The sequence below is a fragment of the Sphingomonas sp. GW822-FHT03G08 genome, from assembly GCF_058801135.1.
The window spans coordinates 1852781-1871921 of the sequence record NZ_JBXAMZ010000001.1 but is presented as its reverse complement, the minus strand read 5'-3'; the positions used below and the strand labels follow the sequence as shown (position 1 = coordinate 1871921).

17 protein-coding genes, 1 tRNA gene and 1 riboswitch are annotated in these 19141 nt (G+C 65.7%); of the genes, 10 read left to right on the top strand and 8 right to left on the bottom strand.

The genetic code is table 11. The features are described 5' to 3' along the window. Positions 1-8 precede the first annotated feature (8 nt). The 4 genes from AC1RJ5_RS08545 (at position 9) to AC1RJ5_RS08530 (ending at position 3304) form a co-directional block, all read left to right on the top strand. Positions 9-1406 (top strand): glutamate ligase domain-containing protein, encoded by a 1398-nt coding sequence (locus AC1RJ5_RS08545; protein WP_342250794.1) that lies wholly within the window; start codon positions 9-11, stop codon positions 1404-1406. Between the two features lie 367 nt (positions 1407-1773). Beyond that, a complete protein-coding gene (locus AC1RJ5_RS08540) occupies positions 1774-2196 on the top strand; it encodes a hypothetical protein (RefSeq protein ID WP_269574271.1) in 423 nt (140 codons plus the stop codon). Next, positions 2193-2396 carry a helix-turn-helix transcriptional regulator gene (locus AC1RJ5_RS08535; protein WP_269574272.1) on the top strand — a complete coding sequence of 68 codons (204 nt, stop codon included), beginning with the start codon at positions 2193-2195 and terminating at the stop codon, positions 2394-2396. Before AC1RJ5_RS08540 ends, AC1RJ5_RS08535 begins: the two co-directional genes overlap by 4 nt. A gap of 2 nt (positions 2397-2398) precedes the next feature. Next, the gene (locus AC1RJ5_RS08530; RefSeq protein WP_342250793.1) at positions 2399-3304 is read left to right on the top strand and encodes an alpha/beta fold hydrolase; all 906 of its coding nucleotides are present in this window, start codon (positions 2399-2401) and stop codon (positions 3302-3304) included. Positions 3305-3369: 65 nt separating this feature from the next. Here the strand turns inward: AC1RJ5_RS08530 and AC1RJ5_RS08525 are convergent, their stop codons facing one another. Then, complete coding sequence (locus AC1RJ5_RS08525; RefSeq protein ID WP_493112741.1) at positions 3370-4236, bottom strand: DUF2171 domain-containing protein; 867 nt, start codon at positions 4234-4236, stop codon at positions 3370-3372. 202 nt (positions 4237-4438) lie between these two features. Between AC1RJ5_RS08525 and AC1RJ5_RS08520 the strand changes: the two genes are divergently transcribed. Further along, positions 4439-4514, top strand: a tRNA-Ala gene (locus AC1RJ5_RS08520). Between the two features lie 71 nt (positions 4515-4585). On the opposite strand, the gene AC1RJ5_RS08515 is transcribed toward AC1RJ5_RS08520, so the two are convergent. From AC1RJ5_RS08515 to AC1RJ5_RS08495, 5 genes are all read right to left on the bottom strand, one after another. Next, a complete protein-coding gene (locus tag AC1RJ5_RS08515; protein WP_493112739.1) occupies positions 4586-4909 on the bottom strand; it encodes a DUF3325 family protein in 324 nt (107 codons plus the stop codon). Continuing rightward, positions 4906-6342, bottom strand: a complete 1437-nt coding sequence (locus tag AC1RJ5_RS08510) for a PepSY-associated TM helix domain-containing protein (protein ID WP_493114662.1) — start codon at positions 6340-6342, stop codon at positions 4906-4908. The genes AC1RJ5_RS08515 and AC1RJ5_RS08510 overlap by 4 nt, the downstream gene beginning before the upstream one ends. 32 nt (positions 6343-6374) lie before the next feature. After that, positions 6375-6677: a DUF3649 domain-containing protein gene (locus AC1RJ5_RS08505; RefSeq protein WP_342250789.1), complete on the bottom strand. Its 303-nt coding sequence runs from the start codon at positions 6675-6677 to the stop codon at positions 6375-6377. A 10-nt stretch (positions 6678-6687) separates the two neighbouring features. Beyond that, the gene (locus AC1RJ5_RS08500; RefSeq protein ID WP_342250788.1) at positions 6688-8814 is read right to left on the bottom strand and encodes a TonB-dependent siderophore receptor; all 2127 of its coding nucleotides are present in this window, start codon (positions 8812-8814) and stop codon (positions 6688-6690) included. A 145-nt stretch (positions 8815-8959) separates the two neighbouring features. After that, the gene (locus AC1RJ5_RS08495; protein ID WP_493112736.1) at positions 8960-12001 is read right to left on the bottom strand and encodes a TonB-dependent receptor domain-containing protein; all 3042 of its coding nucleotides are present in this window, start codon (positions 11999-12001) and stop codon (positions 8960-8962) included. A 452-nt stretch (positions 12002-12453) separates the two neighbouring features. Here AC1RJ5_RS08495 and AC1RJ5_RS08490 point away from each other — a divergent pair, with 452 nt between their 5' ends. Next, positions 12454-12984: an alpha/beta hydrolase gene (locus tag AC1RJ5_RS08490; protein ID WP_269574280.1), complete on the top strand. Its 531-nt coding sequence runs from the start codon at positions 12454-12456 to the stop codon at positions 12982-12984. A 63-nt stretch (positions 12985-13047) separates the two neighbouring features. Further along, positions 13048-13232, top strand: a riboswitch (yybP-ykoY riboswitch). An 11-nt stretch (positions 13233-13243) separates the two neighbouring features. Then, a complete protein-coding gene (locus tag AC1RJ5_RS08485; protein ID WP_269574281.1) occupies positions 13244-13816 on the top strand; it encodes a TMEM165/GDT1 family protein in 573 nt (190 codons plus the stop codon). 272 nt (positions 13817-14088) lie between these two features. Here the strand turns inward: AC1RJ5_RS08485 and AC1RJ5_RS08480 are convergent, their stop codons facing one another. Next, the gene (locus AC1RJ5_RS08480; protein WP_269574282.1) at positions 14089-14700 is read right to left on the bottom strand and encodes a response regulator transcription factor; all 612 of its coding nucleotides are present in this window, start codon (positions 14698-14700) and stop codon (positions 14089-14091) included. Next, positions 14697-16172, bottom strand: a complete 1476-nt coding sequence (locus AC1RJ5_RS08475; RefSeq protein ID WP_493112732.1) for a PAS domain S-box protein — start codon at positions 16170-16172, stop codon at positions 14697-14699. The genes AC1RJ5_RS08480 and AC1RJ5_RS08475 overlap by 4 nt, the downstream gene beginning before the upstream one ends. A gap of 239 nt (positions 16173-16411) precedes the next feature. Between AC1RJ5_RS08475 and AC1RJ5_RS08470 the strand changes: the two genes are divergently transcribed. From AC1RJ5_RS08470 to AC1RJ5_RS08460, 3 genes are all read left to right on the top strand, one after another. Then, the gene (locus AC1RJ5_RS08470; protein WP_184170300.1) at positions 16412-17023 is read left to right on the top strand and encodes a TetR/AcrR family transcriptional regulator; all 612 of its coding nucleotides are present in this window, start codon (positions 16412-16414) and stop codon (positions 17021-17023) included. 443 nt (positions 17024-17466) lie between these two features. Next, complete coding sequence (locus tag AC1RJ5_RS08465; protein ID WP_184170297.1) at positions 17467-17856, top strand: hypothetical protein; 390 nt, start codon at positions 17467-17469, stop codon at positions 17854-17856. Beyond that, positions 17853-19127, top strand: coding sequence for an efflux RND transporter periplasmic adaptor subunit (locus AC1RJ5_RS08460; RefSeq protein WP_184170294.1), 1275 nt, complete (start codon positions 17853-17855; stop codon positions 19125-19127). Before AC1RJ5_RS08465 ends, AC1RJ5_RS08460 begins: the two co-directional genes overlap by 4 nt. Positions 19128-19141: the final 14 nt, after the last annotated feature.

Below are 19141 nucleotides of genomic sequence, written 5' to 3'. Positions count from 1 at the left end.
GCGAGGCCATGGAGCATCGCAAACCTTACTTCTTCGTCGGCATCGGTGGATCGGGGATGATGCCGCTGGCGATGATCCTGGCCGGGCAGGGCGCCAGCGTGGCAGGATCGGACCGCAGCCTCGATTCGGGGCGGCTGCCGGCCAAGTTCGATTTCCTGAAGGCCAGCGGAATCGGCCTGTTCCCGCAGGACGGGAGCGGGATCAGCTCAAGCGAGCAGATCGTCGTCGCCTCCGCCGCGATCGAGGAGACCGTGCCCGATGCCCGCCGCGCCGCCGAGCTGGGCAATCCGCGGATGACGCGGGCCGAGCTCAACGCCGCGCTGTTCAACGGCTCGCCGGCGTCGATCGGCGTGGCAGGCACCAGCGGCAAGTCGACCGTCACCGGCATGATCGGCTGGATCCTCCATGCGCTGGGCCGCGATCCCACGGTGATGAACGGTGCGGTGATGAAGAATTTCGTCACTCCCGATGCGCCCTTTGCCAGCGCGCTGGTCGGCAGCGGCGCCGCCTATGTTAGCGAAGTCGACGAGAGCGACGGATCGATCGCGCTCTATCGCCCGCATGTCGCGGTACTCAACAATGTCAGCCTCGATCACCTCCCGATGGAGAAGCTGATCGAGCTGTTCGGGGCGTTCATCGCCCGATCGGGCAAGGCAGTGATCAATCTCGACAATGGCGAGGGCGCGCTGCTGGCGGCGACGATGCCGCGTGACCGGCTGGTGACCTTCGCGATCGGCTCGGCTGCGGACCTGACGGCGATCAACCTGCGCGAGCAGCGCTATGGCATCGCGTTCGAGCTGGCGCGCGAGGGCGAGCCCTCGATCCCGGTGACGCTGCAAGTGCCGGGCAAGCACAATGTCTCGAATGCGCTGGCGGCGATCAGCGCGGCGCTGGCGGCGGGGATCGCGCTTGAGGATGCGGCGCAGGCGATCCAGGGATTCCAGGGGCTCAAGCGCCGCTTCGAACTGGTCGGCGAGGCGAACGAGATCGCGGTGATCGACGATTTCGGGCACAATCCGGACAAGATCGCCGCGACGCTGGACACGCTCCACACCTTTGAAGGGCGGTTGCTGCTGCTGTTCCAGCCGCATGGCTATGGCCCGCTCCGGGTAATGCGGCGCGAGTTGGTGGCGATGTTCGCCGAGAAGCTGGGCGCCGAGGACGTGCTGGTAATGCCCGACCCGGTCTATCAGGGCGGCACGACCAATCGCGAAGTGACCAGCGCGGACATCATCGCCGATGTCGCGGCTACGGGGCGCAACGCGGTGCACATTCCTGACCGGGCGGCGGCAGCGGCGCATCTGGTGGCGATCGCACGACCGGGGGACCGGATCGTGGTGATGGGCGCGCGCGACGACACGCTCAGCCAGCTGGCAGCCGAAATGCTCGGGCGGCTCACACATTAAAAATAGGCAATAATTCTTCGTATATTCAGAAAGTTGTAGACTTTGTGTGCGCTGCAATGTCACCTTCCCCTCAGATTCCGGGGAGGCGGCATATGCGGTTGCTGCAGCCAGTCTTTTGCGTGTTCGGCAAACACCATCGCAGCCGTGGGCGCGCATGGAATGACGGCTCGACCTTTCGATCCTGGTGCGAGGGCTGCGGCAAGCCGATGATCCGCGACATGCGGGGCTGGAGCGTTGATCCCGACCCTCCCGTTGGAAAGCAGCATTAGCAGTTAGTCGTCGATGCTTTCCGATATGGAGAGTCCCATTGACATATCTGTCATTTGTTGAGTAAAGCGTCCTTGACTGATTCGAAAGGACGCTTGACATGAAGACAAGTACGGTTGCCGGCCGCCGCTATCTGAAGCGGTTCGTTCCGACGATGATCGCCTATGTCGTCGTGCTGTTCGCCTGCGTCTGGGCGCTCAAGGAATTGCATCCGACCGGCGTGGCGCTGGTCACCCTCTCGGTTCTGCCGGCGCTCCCCGTCATCGGCGTGATCGTCGTGATGGGGCTCTATCTTCTCGAGGAAACCGACGAGTTCCAGCGCCAGCGCATCGCCGCCTGCATGTTGTTCGGCACCGGCGTGCTGCTGGCCGCGGTCACCATATATGGCTTCCTCACCAATGGCGGCGCGGTTCAGCCCGATCCGGATATCGCGATCTGGGGCTTCCCGCTCTGGTGCGGTTCCTGGGGGATCGCGCAGTGCGTGATGACCTGGCGCGACCGGTTGGCGGGAGGCGGCGAATGATCAATCGCCTCCGCGTGCTGCGCGCCGAGCGGGCGTGGAGCCAACAGGACCTGGCCGAGCGGCTCGAGGTCTCCCGCCAGAGTGTCAATGCGATCGAGACCGGCCGCTACGACCCCTCGCTCCCGCTCGCCTTCAAGATCGCCGACCTGTTCGGCCTGACCATCGAAGAGATCTTCACCAATCCCAACCGCAAGGACTGACCATGATCCGTCGCATTGCCTTCGCCCTGCTCGCAACCGCCAGCATCCCGATGATCCTGCACGCCCCCGCTGCGCATGCCGTGGCCGCCCCGGCCAGCCTGATCCAGATGGATCACATTTCGGTGCAGGTGATCGGCAAGGGTAGCCCGGTGATCCTGATCCCCGGCCTCTCCAGCCCGCGTGCGGTATGGGACGGCGTGGCGCCCGAGCTGGCGAAGACCCACACCGTCTATCTCGTCCAGGTCAACGGCTTTGGCGGCGATGCGCCGGGGGCCAATCTGGGGCAGGCCATCCTGCCGGGGATGGTCGCCGATCTGCACAGGCTGGTCACGGAGCAGAGGATCGCCGGTGCCGCGGTGGTCGGCCATTCGATGGGCGGGCTGCTCGCGCTGATGCTCGCCCAGGCGCATCCTGGCGATGTCGGCAGAGCGCTGATCGTCGATGCGCTGCCCTTTGTCGGTTCGGCCTTTGTGCCGGGCTCGACGGTGGCGACAGTGAAGCCCCAGGCCGAGGCGATGCGCGCCCAGATGGCGGGGCTCTACGGCAAGCCGCTGCCCGAGGCGGTGGGGCAGGCGATCGCGCGCCAGAACGCGCTCAAGCCGGCCTCGCAGGCGCAGGTCGCCGCCTGGATGGCAAAGGCGGACATGCGCGTCTCGGGCCAGGCGCTGTTCGAGGATATGCAGGTCGACCTGCGCCCGCAGCTCAAGGACATCGTCACGCCGGTCACGGTGATCGTTCCCTGGTCGCCGGAACGTGGCGGCGAGACGGTGACGCTCGATTTCTACAAGCGCGAATATGCCGGCACGGCGAAGCTCGCGCTCACCGGGGTTGGCGACAGCGGGCACTTCGTCATGCTCGACCAGCCCGATGCGTTCCGCGCGGCGCTGACTGCGTGGCTGGCGGGCTGAGCCGATAAAGAAGGGCCCGGGAAGCATGCCCGGGCCCAGTTCTGCTCACATCTGTTATCTGGGGATCAATAGGTCCCGGGGAAGCTCCGGTTCAGGTTCCGGTCGCGATTCCAGTCCTGATCGTCGCGCCCGCCGAACAGCGCGCCGGAGCGTTCCTCGTCCTTCCACGCCGCATGCGCCTCGTCTGCGGTCTTGCGCAGCGTTACCTTGTCATCGACCGACTGGATCCAGCGCGACGGGATCGAGTGGTGATGGCCGCCGGCATCGCTGTCGTTCCTGGTCAGGACGATGCGGTCGCCGCGGATCTTGTCGACCGTGCCGACATGCGCGCCATCCGACCCGACGATTTCCATATGCTCGCTTACCCGGCGCAGGCCATCGCGCTGACCCTGGCGGTCGGTCCGCCAGCTGTTGAATTCGTTTTCGAAGCGCTGGGCATTCTCGCGGCGATATTCGTCATAGTCATTGTCGAGCTCGGCGATGCGCTGGCGGCGCCAGCCCGAATAATGGTCGTCAGGCCCCTGCGCCCAGCGCTCGGCGCGCCCCTGGCGAGCGTCGTAGCGCATATCGGCTTCGCGGCGACGCTCCGCCTCGCGATCGCCGAACCAGGAACGGACCTCGTCACCGGCGCGGTCGAAAAAGCCGCGATCTGGATCATAGCCCGCGCGGTACTCGCGATCTTCGCCGTAGCCGCGCGGCGTATCCCAGTTGCCACGATCGGTGCGATAGTCACGGCCGCCGCGATCCCAGTCGTTGCCATAGCCGCCGCCATAGCCGTGGTTGCCGCGATAGCCGCGTCCCTTGCCGAACGCGCCAGCCGCCGCATATTCGCGGGCGCTCGAATAATGCTCACCTCCGGCGCGTCGGGCGCCGCTCACCTGATACTGGTCCTCGGGGCCGAAATACCGGGGATCGCCGTAACGGTCGTTCATTGAAACCTCTCCACTGCAGGTTGGGCTGAGTTGATGCGGATTCAGCGGACGAGCGGGTATGATGGTTCCGGAAAAAGCCAGCTTATTCAGTGCTGTTCGCCGCACTGGCGAAGCGTTTTGCCGCGCGCGTTGCAAGCCGGTTGCATTGGGGAAAAAGCGCCGCTAATGCAGCGCCTCTCCGGGTTCCCCGGAGACAGGCGGCGGGGCTGTAGCTCAGATGGGAGAGCGCTGCAATCGCACTGCAGAGGTCAGGGGTTCGATTCCCCTCAGCTCCACCAGCCGCCCATATTTCCCAACAGCATAGCCAGAGCCAACCGCCGAGCACTATCGTGTCGCGGATTTCTCCGAATCAGAAGAAGGGCGCGAGCAGCACCATCACGGCCGCCACCGGCACCACGGCGCGCGCAGCCGCCGGGCGATAGGTGAGGCCGAGCAGGATGACCGCGCTGGCCAGCGGGATCACCCCGAACCAGAGCACCAGCGCCTGGCCGCCATCATGTGCGAAGATCGCAAGCAGCAGCGACAATGCGACCAGCCCCCAGCCATAGCGAGCCGGGTGCCGCAGCGCGGTCAGCTTCGCCTGCAGGCCGAGCAGCGGATCGGCGTGGCGCGACATGCCGGCGGCGAGCGCGAACATGCCGAGATAGAGCAGGCCGGTGATGGCGAGGATCATGCGGCGCGCCTCCGCCGTTGCGGGCGTTGCTTGGGACCGCGGCCTTGCTGCACGGCCAGCCAGGCGAGTGCGACTGCCGTTGCCAGCAGTACGGCCGATACGACGCTGACCGAAAGGCCGAGGACTGCGGCGAGCATGCAGGCCAGTGCGGTGACGCCGGTGAGCAGCGGCCAGGACCAGCGCGGCTTGAGTGCGGCGCCGACCACCAGCGCGGCGGCGGCGGTGTAGAGCGCGATCGAGACCTCGAGCTCCGCCCGGCCTTCGATGTCGAGCGGCAACAGGCGGTTGGCGAGGAGATAGGCGGCGCAGCCCAGTGGTACGCCGGCCAGAACCCCGGCGTTGAGGCGCTCGACGATGCGATTGCCGATCGAGAGCGGCGCACGCTCGCGGCGCTTGACGATCCACAGCACCATGCCGGTGGCGATTGCGAGGGTGAGCATCGCGCCGCCGAGGAAATAGAGCCAGCGGGTGAAGATCGGCGCGAAGCGGGCCATGTGCAGGCCGTAGACGACATTGTAAGTTTGGACCGCTGCCCGGTTCTCGCGCCACTTGCGGAGCGGCTGGCCGGTTACGCCGTCGAAGCTCATCTCGGCCATGTTGAAGCCGAGCTGGTCGGCATCCGAGCGGAACACACTGACCACTGCGCTCTTGTCGCCCGGATTGAGTACATAGACACGGCCGATCGTGCCGCCGAGCTGGCGCTGGGCCTCGCGCAGCATCGGTGCGATCGGGGCGAGCGGCGCGGGCACATTGGCGCGCGCGCGCTCGGCGATGCCCGGCGAGAGGTCGTGGTACACGGCCTCCAGGTCGTTGCCATAGGTGGCGGTGATCGCCCAGGGCATGTTGAGCGAGGCCAGGGTCACGATCCCGGTGAAGGTGATCATCAGGTGGAAGGGCGTGGCGAGCACGCCCAGCGCGTTGTGCCCGTCGAGCCAGGAGCGCTGGCCCTTGGCCGGGCGGAAGGTGAAATAGTCCTTGAAGATGCGCCGGTGCGCGATGATCCCGGTGATCAGCGCGACCAGCATCACCAAGGCCGCGATCGATGCGAGCAACCGTCCCCAGGGATAGGGCAGCTCCAGCTCGAAATGCAGGCGGTAGAAGAATTCGCCGCCCAGCGTCTCGCGCGGAGCGGGCGCGCCGGTCACCGGATCGAGCGCGCGATAGAGATATTTGCCGCCGGTATCATAGGTCGCCTCCACCGTGTTCATCCGGTCGCTGGGCACGGTGAAGAACCAGGCGTTGGAATCCTTCGCGTTCGCGGTGAGCCAGGTCGCGGCGGCCTGGATCGCATCGGCCGGGTCGGCCTTGGCGTTGGTCTCGGGGCGCATCCACTGGCCGATCTCGGGCTTGAACAGGCTGAGCGTGCCGGCGAGGCACATGACGAACAACACCCAGCCGAGCAGGAGCCCGACCCAGCCGTGCAGCCAGGCCATGACCTGACGAACGCCCTCGCGAACCGCCGCGCTCACGCCGGGGCTCCCGTTGCCCAGGCGATCGCGGCAAGGATCACGCCGACCAGCACGATGCCGGCCCAGGCGCGCCAGGGACCGCGAGCCAGAAACGCCCAGATAGTCACAGCCGGCCCGATCAGCAGGGCGAGCAGGGTGGCGGGGATGATCGCCTCGACCCTGGGCATCGGCAGCACGCGTGCGAGCGCAGCGGCAGCGAGCGCGGCGACGGCATAGGCGCCGATCGTCCCTGCCACCACGCGCGCGGCGACATTGGCGCGATAGCGCCAGCCCTGTCTTTGTTGTGCTGCCCCTGCCACGCGCCCGGTCTCAATAGTTGAAGCTGAGCGCGACGCTGACGTTGCGCGGTGCCGCATAATAGGCTTGGCCCCACATCAGGCTGCCGAGATATTTCTCGTTGCCGACATTGCGCACGTTCACGCTGGCGCGGACCGTGTCGACCAGGCGAACGCTGGCCATCAGGTCGACCACCGCATAGCTGGGCTGGCGCAGGATCACGTCGCCGGTGACGATGCCGTAAGCCTGCACGCCGCTATCGGCATAGGTGATGTCGCCCTGCCAGCGGAACTGCGCGCCGAGCTTGAGGTCGTTGAGCTGGGGCACCGTATAGGTGGTGGCGAGCTTGAGCGTCCTGCGCGGCAGGAAGGTCCGCGCCGGGTTGCCCGCCTCGTCCTCGATCTTGAGGCCGGTATAGCCGCCGCTGATCGACCAGTTGTCGGTCACCTTGCCGGCGAACTCGATCTCGAAGCCCTTCGAGGTGGTGTCGACACCGGTATAATAGCTGTCGCCCGCCCGGCAGGGATCGGTGGCGGCGCAGGTGCCGGCAAAGGCTGCCAGTCCCTTCTGCTTCGCGCGGAACAGCGAGGCGGTGGCGTAGAGCTTGCCGCCGAACCATTCGCTCTTGATGCCGCCTTCAAGGCTGCTGCCTGCCGCCGGATCGAGCCGCTGACCGCTGATCAGGATCTCGCTCTGCGGATTGAAGATGTCGGTATAGCTCGCATAGAGCGAGACGTTCGGGGTCAGATCGAACAGCGCGCCGACATAGGGGCTGACCTTGCTGTTCTTGCGCGACTGATCGGTGCCGTAGGAATCGCCGAGCGATTCCAGCCACATCGCGCTGACGCCGACCACGGCCTTGAGCCGGTCGGAAAGGTTGAGATGCGCGGCGCCATAGGCGCGCTTCAGCCGGTCCGAATAATCGGCGGCGAGATATTCGCCGGGATAACTCGGTTCGGCGATGTCGACACGGCCGAGGCTGAGCACCGGCGGATAGTCGATCGCGTCGAGCGAGAAATTCTCCCATTCGTGCACATCGGTGCGGCCGCTCGACACGCCGAACGCCAGCTGATGCTCGCGGCCGAACAGCTTGACCGGGCCCGAGACGTAGAAATCGCCGAGATACTGGTCGTAGACCGACGGGTAGATGCCGGCCATGCCGCCCAGGCCAAGCCCGGTAGCCTTGTCTGGATTGCCATAGGCGTAGAGCAGCTTCGCTTCGTAGCTGAGCCGACGATAGGTGGCGATCGTCTTGGCCGACCAGCCGCCGCCAATGTCATAGGCCAGCTCGGCGAAGGCCGTCTGGTCGAGCGTGTTCCAATAGGTCCAGTCGGCTGCGGTCGAGGCCGAGCGCGCATAGGGAATGCGGGTGCCGTCGGTATAGCTGAGCGGGAGCGAGCCCCACATCACGCCCGAGGCATCATTGTCCTGGCGGCTGTAACCGGCGGTGAAGGTCAGGCCGTCGAGGAGCTTCGCTTCGATCGTCGCGCCGAACACGTCGCGGTTGACCCGGTTATAGGCCAGGTAGCTGTCGCCTTCCTGGTGCGCATAGACCAGGCGGACGCCGATCGCGTCGTTGAGCGGTACGGAGACATCGCCCTCGGCGCGCCGGCTGTTCCAGCTGCCATAGCGGATGCTGGCACTGGCCTTGAGTTCGTCGAGCGGGCGCTTGCGGACATAGTTGATCGTGGCCGACGGATTGCCGATGCCGGTCATGATCGCATTGGCGCCGCGGATCGCTTCGACCCTGTCGAACAGCGCGGTGTCGAGGTCGCCGAACTGGATGCCGGCGACCAGAGGCATGCCGATGCCGTCGAACTGGAAATTGGTGATGTCGAAGCCGCGCGCGTTGAAATAGGTGCGGTCGGTCTCGACCCGCTCGACATTGATGCCGACGGTCTGGGTGAGCAGGTCGTTGACGTTGTTGAGAGCGAAATCGTCGATGCGGGTGCGATCGATGATCGTGATCGACTGCGGGGTTTCCTTCGGCGTGAGCGACAGGCCGGTGGCGGAGGGGGTCTTCTGCTCGACCGTGCCAGTGACGACGATCTCGTCGCGCGCCTTGTCCTGGTCGTCCTCCCCGTCGGGACCATGGGCCCAGGCGGCCGAAGGCAGGAGCATGGCGCTGGCGAGCAATGCGCCACGGAAAAGGCTGTTCATCCCGGTTCCCCAGAAGCGGATCGTTCGGGGGCTCGTTAGGGAAGGCTATATTGCGAGTCAATCGCATTAGCGAAAGCGCGGGTGGTGCGCGCAAAAAGGGGGAGCGGCATGCCGCTCCCCCAGCGATTACCCCTCGAGAGGGCAATCAGAAGTCGACCTTGGCGCCGATCCGGAAATAGCGACCAAGGGCATTCGGCCCGGCCCAGGCCGGATTGTAGCCGTAGAGGCCATAGGCCGCGGTCGGATCGAACGGCGGCTTCGTGTTGAGCAGGTTGAGCACGTTCAGATAGATCGAGAACTGGTCGCTGATCTTCTGCGATGCCGTCATATCGACGTTCCAGACCGCCTTGGAACGGCAGGCATAGGGCGAGCCGTCGGTATAGGCTTTGGAACCGGTGGCGATCGCGCTGGCGCAATCGCCCGGCTTGCCGCCGAAGTCGACGCGGGCGACGTCGTAGCCGGACGTGTAATAGGCGGTCACCGACACGAGGGTGCTGCCCAGGTCCAGCGTGTTCTGCCAACTGGCGCGCCAGCGCGGCGAACCCGAGCAGGAGGTGGTGTTACACGGGCTCAGCGTGCCCTCATATTCCTGCGCCTTGCCCGGCTTGCCCGTGATCGGATCGACCGGGGTCAGATGGTTCTTGTTGAGATACGAGGCTTCGAACGAACTGATCAGCTTGACGCCGTCCGTGACCTTGAAGTTCGCGTTTACGCCCAGGTCGATGCCCTCGACCAGCTGCTGGTTGGCGTTGGCGTAGGAGGTCTCGATGAAGCCGATATGCGGCAGCGCGTTCGGGAATTGCTGGTCGCGCAGCGCTGGGCGGACGACGAAGCCCGGAATGTTCACGACGCCGTTGTTCGCATAATATTGCTCCACGGCCGGCCCGGAGTCCGTCACGCCGACGATCAGGTCGCGCACCTTGATTCGCCAGAAATCGACGGTGAAGCTGACGTTGCGGATCGGCTCGAAGATAAAGCCGGCAGTGATGCTTTCGGACCGTTCCGGCTTCAGGTTCGGATTGCCCTTGTTGACCAGGCCGATCGAGAAGGACGTATTCGCATAGTTGTTGTTGCCATGCGCCGCGCAGAACGCGGGCTGACTGTCGCAGAAGCCTTCGCCGCCGATGGTTACATAGCCGGTGGTCGGCAGGCCGAACGCTTCGTTGAAGCTCGGGATGCGGAAACCCTTTGACCAGGTGCCGCGCACCGCCACCTGCGGGATCGGCGTGAACTTGGCGCCAACCTTGGGCGAGAAGTTCTTCTGGCCGGTCGAGTAGGAGTCGTAGCGGCCCGACAGGTTCATCTCGAACTGCTTGATGATCGGCGCATCGATTTCGCCGAATGCCGAGAAGACGTTGCGATTGCCCGCGGTGCCTACTGCGTTGATGCCATAGTAGCGATCATAGGGATGGGCATCGTTCTGCGGATTGGCGCTGGGCGCGTCGATCGACTCGTGGCGATAGGCGACGCCACCTGCCACCTGGAGATCGCCGCCCGGCAGGGTGAAGAGCTTGTGCGTGACGTTGGCGGTTGCCTGCCACAGGTTGGACTCCGAGATCGTGGTCTGGCTCGGCATGATATAGTCCCAGACGTCCTGGGGCGTTGCCTTCGGGTTGCTGAAGTTGAACGTGCCCCGTGCGACGACATCCATGAGCCGCTGCGGGATCATGTAGTTGCCCTGCACGCGGCGCAGCCGGACGTTCGACGCGGTGAAGTCGGCCGAATAGTTCCAGCCCTCGGCGATGTCTCCCGAAAGGCCGATGGTGCCGCGCAATGCACGCGATTTCGGCTCGTCGGTTACCGGGCTGTCCGGCGTGAAGAACAGCTGGGCGGTCTGCCCCGCGGCCGCATAGGGGTTGTAGGGGTTGAGCGTCCCGTTGGTGGCGTTGCAGCCCGTGCCGACGCCGTTCAGGGTGCCCACGCCCGTCGGGCAGACATAGACCGGCGCGATAAGCTCATACACGCCCGCATCACCGGTCGGCGGGGTCGGCTGGCCGACGAAGGCGTAGGGCGCGGCCGAAGCGAAGCTACTCGTCTGGTAGAAATTGGCCTGGGCATAGAGCCGATGATGCTCACCGATATTGGCGGTGAAGCGGGCCGATGCGCCGATGCGCTCGATTTCCGGCTGCAGCATCCGGTAGGCCGCGACGTTGTTGACTTCACAGACACGGCCATCGGCAGGTGCAAGCGTCGATGCGGCAATCTGCGCCGCGGTCAGCTGGATCGGCGAGAAGCGTCCGCAGCCCAGCGCGGGGTTGAGCTGGGTTACGCGTCCGGTGCCGGCATCCGAGCCGGCCGTGGTGACCGGGCGGGTATAGGTGATGCCGGGAGCCTCGAAGAATGTCCGCGCCCTGCCATTGGCGCTGACGCCGTTGAGGTTTCGGTTCTGCAGGCAGATGCCGTCCGCCTTGCAGATCTTGCTCCAGTCGGCGGTGTTGAACGGATAGCCAAGGTCGCGCGCCCAGAGCGGATCCTGCTTCTGGTATTCTCCACTGACGTAGAAGTTGAAGCCCTGTTCGTTCAGGTCGCCGAAGCCCCAGGTCGCATCGAAGCGGCGCTCCCCGGCATCGCCGCGCTGGGAAATGCCGGCGGATGCGTTGAGATGAAGGCCGGTAACCTGCTTCTTGGTGATCACGTTGATCACGCCGGCGACCGCGTCGGCACCATAAGTGGAGGATGCACCGTCGCGCAGGACTTCGATGCGCTCGACGATCGCGTTGGGGATGGTGTTCAGGTCGACGAAGTTGCGCTGGCCGTCATCGGCGAGCGGATAGGGAGCCATGCGCAGGCCGTCGAAGATGGTGAGCGTGGCCTGCACGGTCAGGCCGCGCAGCGAGATCGCCGTGGCGCCGGAGGCGAAGTTGTTGCCATTGTTCCAGCCCGCGGTGATCGTGCCGGCGTTGCCGGCCGAGACACGCTGCAGGGCCTCCGAAACGGTGTTCAGACCGCGCTCCTCCAGCGTCTGGGCCGAAAGCACGGTGACCGGCGACGGCGTTTCGGCATTGGGGCGGCGGAAGAGCGAGCCGGTGACGACGATCGCTTCGCCGGTTTCTTCCTGTGCGACGGGCGCCGCGGGTACCGTGGTGCTGTCCTGCGCTGCCGGCGCGGCGGCTTCCTGCGCATGGGCCGGCATGGCGATCAGCATCGCGCCGCAAAGCGCCGTCGAGCCCCGCAGGAAGCGGGTCATGGTCTTGGTTCGGTTTATCATTGCTTGCCCTTTTGTTGGTGGGCCGCGGCGGTGCCCGTGCTCGGGTCACTCGGTGGCGGGCCACTCCCTCTTTCGCTCGCGCGGCGGGCTGCATCGCGCTCGGTCAATTCCGTTGAGAACCCCTGCCGACCCGATCGTCCAGGCATTTGCCTGCAGCCTGCCCCGCTGCGCCGCCTCCGGATTGGAGAACAGGCACGCGGGCGACGCTGCGGGGCGAGGCGCGCCGGATCGCGCCATAAGCGTCCGAGTCGGAGCGTGTTGCGATGAAATCCGACCGCCGGGGCGGGGCGGGTCGAGAGCATGTAAGCGGTACCATGCGATTTCGGCGCGCGGCGCACTCATTCTGGCGCAGGGCGAATTGCATAGCGGTACAGTAGGAATACGCTGGCGACTCGTTGAGCGTGCTTTCCCCTTATCAAGGGAGATACCGAATGCCCGAGAATGGCCTCTTCGATTCGTCGCTTCCGACCCTGACGATCTATGATCGTGCCGACCGACCCGCGCGTGGCCTGCTTGCCCATGCCGGTCAGATCATCGAGCTTGGCGCCGGTGGTGGCGGGCGCAACCTGTGGGCGGCGCGCCTCGACGAGGCGGTGCGGCTTACCGAGCGCCCCGTGATCCTGGTCGCACATGGCATTGGCTGTTTTGCGGTGACCTGGTGGGCGCGGCTGTCGCCGGCTTCCTATGTCGAGAAGGTGGCGGGCGCCGTTTTCGTCCGGCCGCTTGGATCGGCGGTGACGGCATCACCGGACCAGCTGTTCGCCGGTCCCAGGCTGCGTATCGCCTTTCCCTCGATCCTGGCCGACACCGGGGCGGACGCTGCGGCGCTGGCGCGGGACTGGGGCAGTCGCTTCCTCGATTCCTCGCCGGTGCGCTCGATCAGCGATCTGCTGGCTTCGCTGCGCGGGGAGCCGGGCGAGGAGCCCGGCACGGAGCATCGACTGCTCAGCCTGGCGGGCTGAACACAAAATGCTGGATTTCGGCAGGCGCGTGCCGTAGGGGCCGCGCTGTGCTGCTTCACGCAGCAACTCGCTATTTGGGGAGTAGCCAGCCGCGCAAATCGCGCGGGCTCCCGCGTCAACATACTTGGTCGAGAGGCCATGGCGCGGGAGGGACGGGAGCACCGTTCGGGCGAGACCAATGGCGTCGCATCTCCGCTCCAGCCGGGCGGGGAGGTGCGATGTCGTTGGATTTCGTCTCCGTCCGGCCCGGAGTATTCCCTTGTTCGAAGCCCTGTTCAGCTCCACTGCGCTCGTCGCGCTCGCCGAGATCGGCGACAAGACCCAGCTGCTCGCCATCCTGCTCGCCACGCGCTTCAAGAAGCCGGTGCCGATCATCCTCGGCATCCTGGCGGCGACGTTGGCCAACCACTTCCTCGCCGCGCTGGTCGGCTCCGAAGCGGCGCAGCTGCTGCAGGGCACCTGGTTCCGCTACCTGATCGCCGCGTCGTTCATCGCCATGGGCCTGTGGACGCTGATCCCCGACAAGATCGACGACCTGGAGGACAAGCCGGCGCGGTTCGGCGCATTCCTGACGACTGCGATCGCCTTCTTCGTGGTCGAGATGGGCGACAAGACCCAGCTGGCGACCGTGGCGCTGGGCGCGCGCTTCCACAATGTCTGGGCGGTCACGGCGGGTACCACGCTGGGCATGATGCTGGCCAATGTCCCGGCGGTGTTCCTGGGCAATGCGCTGCTGCAGCGGGTGCCGCTCAGGCTGGTCCACGGCATTGCCGCGGTGCTGTTCCTCGCCGCCGGCATCTGGATGCTCGGCGAGACGGCGGGCTGGTTCTAGGGCTCCAACACCGCAGGTGCGCCGACTCGCGAAAGTACACAAAGTACAGGCCAAGAGTGGGTTTTGCGGGCCACTATTTTCCCCATTTCCTCGGTAACCGGCCGCCTCTCGCAACATTGTTGCGTGTGCGTGATCCTATTTTTTACCGGGGTCAAAGAGCGGCCTGCCATGGGCTGGCCGCTCGATCGCAGCAGGCGAAATCCTACATTGCAAGGATGTCGTGCGCGTTCCCCGGCCTTCGCCGGGGAACCGAAAGCGGCATCCGTAGCAGCCTAGGCGCCCATCTCCGCAGTGAAGGTGACGCGCAGTGCCTCGGACAGGCTGCGCGCGCCGAGCTTCTGCATCAGGTTCGCGCGGTGGACTTCCACCGTGCGCGGCGAGATGCCGAGATCATAGGCGATGGTCTTGTTCGGGAAGCCGGCGGCGAGCCCGTCGAGCACTTCGCGCTCGCGCGCCGAAAGGCTGGCGAGCTGGGTGCGCGCGGCATCGGTGCGGGTGGCGCTGTTCGCTTCGTTGGCACGCTCGAACCCGTTCTCGATCGCCGAGAGCAGCTGATCGGCCTCGAACGGCTTCTCGAGGAAATCGAAGGCGCCGTTGCGCATCGCCTTCACCGCGATCGTCACGTCGCCATGCCCGGTAAGCACGATAACGGGCATGGTCACGCCGCGCTCGTTGAGCTGGTGCTGCACCTGCAGCCCGTCCATCTCCGGCATGCGTATGTCGAGCAGGATGCAGCCGGGCTCGACATTGCGCAGCTCGCGCAGAAAGGCGACGCCGGAAGGCCAGGTGCGCACGGAATAGCCCGTCGTCTGCAGCATGAACCCGATCGAGTTCCTGACGCTGTCCTCGTCGTCGATGATGTGTACCAGCCGGCGGTCATTCATTCGGACTGCTCCGTTTCCATGCGGATAAGCGTGAAGTGGAATGCAGTGCCGCCGCCGGGGCAGGCCTCCATCCAGATCTTTCCGCCATTGGCCTCTACGATGGTGCGGCAGATGGAGAGGCCAAGCCCCATTCCGCCGTCCTTGCTGCTGTTGAAGGCGCGGAAGAGATTCTCCGCGATATCGGGGGCGATGCCCGTGCCGGTGTCGGCCACGGTGACGCGGACATAGCCGTTCGGCTCGGCCCTGCTCGATATGGTGAGGCGCCGGATCGGCGATGCGGACATCGCATCCACGGCATTGCGCATCAGGTTGATCAGCACCTGCTGCGTCTGGATCTTGTCGACCAGCACGACCGAGCTGGCGGGATCGATTTCGAAGAAGGAGTCGACGCCGCGTTCGCGTGCGCCGATCAGCGCGAGCTTGGCGGCCTCCTCGACCAGCGCATCGAGGTCCTCGACGCTCTTCTCGCTGTCGCCGCGTGCCACGAATTCGCGCAGGCGCCGGACGATCCCGCCTGCGCGCATCGCTTCGTTGGTCGCTTCGTCGAGCGCGTGCTGGATCACCGACAGGTCAGGGCTCTCGTTGCCGCGCATCAGATTGCCGGCGCCACGGACATAGTTGACCACCGCGGTGATCGGCTGGTTGAGCTCGTGCGCCAGGGTGGAAGCCATGGTGCCCATCGCGCTGACACGCGCGGCATGGACCAGTTCGCCGCGCAGCTGCTCGATCCGGTCCTCGGCCTTCTGCTTCTCGGTCAGATCGCGGATGAATCCGGTGAACACCCGGTCGCCATCGGTGATCGCTTCACCGACCGAGAGCTCCATCGGAAAGGTCGAGCCGTCACGCCGCTGGCCGATCACGGTGCGGCCGCGGCCGATCACGCGGCGCTCGCCGGTCGTCAGATAGCGGGCGATATAGTCGTCATGCCGCTCGCGATCGGGGTTGGGCATCAGCCGGTTGATGTTGGTGCCGACGACTTCGGCCTCGCTGAAGCCGAACAGCCGCTCGGCCGCCGCGCTGAAGGACAGGATGTGCGCGCGATCGTCGATCACGATCATCGCGTCGGGCACGGTGGCGAGCACCGAGCGGAACTGATTGACGCTCGCCTTGAGCTGGCGCTCGGTTTCCTGCTGCGAATCCGTCGGCGGACGCGTCGTGCCGCGGCCGGTCCGGAACCAGCTGACGAAAAGAAGCAGGAGCCCGGACGCGAGCAGGAACAGCAGGAGATCGGGGAAATCTCCTTGCGCGGGGCGAACGAGGTTCTCCGCGACCAGCGACAACAGCACCGCCAGCAGGCCGGGGAGGAGCCCGCACAGGATCGCTGCGACGAGTATCGGCAGGAGGAAGATCAGATAATAGGGCCGGTCATCGGTCCAGGGATCGATCAGGGCGCGAAGCCCGCATGCGATTGTCACCGCCAGCAAGGTTATACCGTACCGGTCCAGTCCTCGATAGAGCGCCCCAGCTCTCATCTCAGGCTCCGATGACCGCCGATCTCCACCTATATTGATCGCGTGCATCGGCTACTTGCGGAGCAAGCGCACGATACGTTCGACAATTGGCGAGTCGGCCAGAGTTAACCATTACATCCGCCTAATACTGCCCGCCGATAAGTTCACACCCGTGAAAATACAGTGGTTCAGGGGGCTGGAACCGGAGCATGCGGCAAGGCATTGGCTTTTTGCGCTTTTGCTATTATGTACCGGTCATTATGGAAATCACCGCCTGCCAGCCCACCAAGGGCCGCCCCCGCGAATTCGACACCGACTCGGCGTTGACCTCGGCGCTGCGCGTCTTCTGGACCAAGGGTTATGAGGGTGCCTCGCTGAGCGATCTGACCGAGGCGATGGGGATCACCCGGCCGAGCCTGTATGCGGCGTTCGGCAACAAGGAAGCGCTCTTCAAGAAGACCCTCGACCTCTATCAGCGTGAAAAGCTCGATTATATGGGCAAGGCGCTCGACGCGCCGACCGCGCGCGGAGTGGCCGAGCGACTGCTGACCGGCGCGCTCGAGATGCAGATGAGCACCTGCGACCCCAAGGGATGCATGGGCGTGATCAATTCGGTGGCCTGCGGCACCGAAGCCGAGTCGATCCGCGCCGAGGTGCTCGCGCGCGGGGCGATCGTGAAGCAGAGCCTGATCGACCGGTTCGAGCGTGCGAAGGCCGAGGGTGACCTTCCGGCGGATACCGATGTGATCGGCCTGACCGCTTATCTGTTCGCCCTCCTGCAGGGCATCGCGCTGCAGGCCGGCAGCGGGACGTCGTGCGTCGACCTGAAGAAGCTGATCGACACCAGCCTGGCCTGCTGGCCGAGCAAATAAGCGCAAGCGGAAGAGAAGGCCGTCATCCCGGCGAAAGCCGGGATCTCGTGCGGCTCTTTTCCTGCCATCGCCTGAGATCCCGGCTTTCGCCGGGATGACGGGAAAGGGCTCGGGCGGATCTGGAACTTTTTTCACCCCTAGCTCGACAAAAAGTACCGACCAGTATAAAAAGCCCTTGACGCAACGCAGCACGATTTCTATACCAGTCAGTATAGAAATGAGGGAAGTTGCCGAAGCGAGGGAATGGGGCTGGGGCCCCGCCCCGAAACTCCAGCAGCGCTGAAATTTGGACAGGACCGAGCCGGTGCGCCGCAGACACATGCGTCTGCGCGACAGCCCCGTCTCGTGCCGGTTGGGGATGACCGGAAATGCCGGCGGAAGGGGTTCCGCGCGGCACGGGGAGGTTTTTGCCTTCCGCCGGGCAACACGCAGGAGGAAAGATGATGGCCTATCTCAACTTTTCGGAGCTCCAGGGCAGCCCGGTCGCGGCGCCCGCAGATGTGCTTCCGGTCAGCGGCTTCTCCGCGCTCGAATGGCAGGTCGTGGCGATCGCGCAGCACGACCGGCTTGCCTCGCTGGAGAAACCCGGGCGCCTGTCGATGGCGCTGGGCATGATCTTCGGGGGAGAGAGCCCCAATCCGAAACTGGCGGATCAGAAGCTGGAGGCGCTGCGGCGCGTCGCAGTGCTCGCCTGGCACAAGGGCTATGCCCTGCCGCGCCACGAGATCCGCGCCTTTCACGAAGCGGGCTTCACGCCCGACCAATATGAAACGCTGCTCGCCTCCATCAGCCGTGGCCGTGCAGCCCTGAATCAGGGGAAGCGATTCCAATGAACATGATCTCGCGCATCGAAACCGAGACCGGTGACAACAAGCCGGGCGTCTCGGACCGTATCCGCCGCATGCCGCTGTGGCAGCGCGGCAGCCTGGTCGCGATCCCGGTGGTGCTCGTCGCCGCCGGGCTGGGCATTGCCAGCAAGGACGCACCCGCCGCGATGGCAGCACCGCCGCCGCCGGTGGTGACCGTGTCGGCGCCGCTCGCCCGCGACATTAACGAGTGGGACGACTATGTCGGCCGCTTCGAGCCGAGCCGCGCCGTCGAGGTGCGTCCGCGCGTCTCGGGTGCGATCACCGGCGTCCACTTCACCGACGGCGCGATCGTCCAGAAGGGCCAGCTGCTCTTCACGATCGACCAGCGCCCCTTCGCCGCAGCGCTTGCCGAGGCACGCGCCGGGCTGGCCAGCGCCGAGAGCGATCTCGCGCTTGCCCGTTCCGACCTGGGCCGCGCCGAGCGGCTGGTCTCCGTGGAAGCGGTGTCGAAGAGCGATGTCGAGCGGCTCCAGGCACGTGTCCGCGCCGCCGGTGCGGCGGTGTCGGCCGCCCAGGCCCGGGTGCGCAGCCGCGCGCTCGATATGGAGTTCACCCAGGTCCGCGCGCCGATCGCCGGCCGCATCTCGGACCGCCGCGTCGATCCGGGCAACCTGGTCGCCGCGGGCGAGGGGCAGGGCGGTTCGCTGCTGACCACGATCAACGCGCTCGATCCGATCTACTTCACCTTCGACGGTTCCGAGGCGCTGTTCCTCAAGACCAAGCGCGCGAAGGAAGCGGGTGCCCAGGAATCGCCGGTGGAGATCCGTCTCCAGGACGAGACCGACTACAAGTGGAAGGGCAAGCTCGACTTCACCGATAACGGCCTCGATCCCAAGTCGGGCACGATCCGCGGGCGCGCGGTGCTGAGCAACCCGGGCATGTTCCTGACGCCCGGCATGTTCGGCAACATGCGCCTCTCGGCCGGCGGCACCACCCAGGCGCTGATGGTGCCCGATGCCGCGATCCAGACCGACCAGGCCCGCAAGCTGGTGCTGGTCGTCGGCAAGGACGGCACGGTCGCACCGAAGCCGGTGACGCTCGGTCCCGTGGTCGACGGCCTACGTGTCGTCCGCTCGGGCCTGACCGCCCAGGACAAGGTCGTGATCTCGGGCACCCAGTTCGCGCAGCCCGGGGGCAAGGTGACCCCCAAGGCCGGCAAGATCGAGCCCACCGCAACCAGTCAGGCGCCGGCCCTCACGGCGCCGGTCACCGGCGAAGCTACCTTCGCCCGTTGACCATCAGCCGCCGG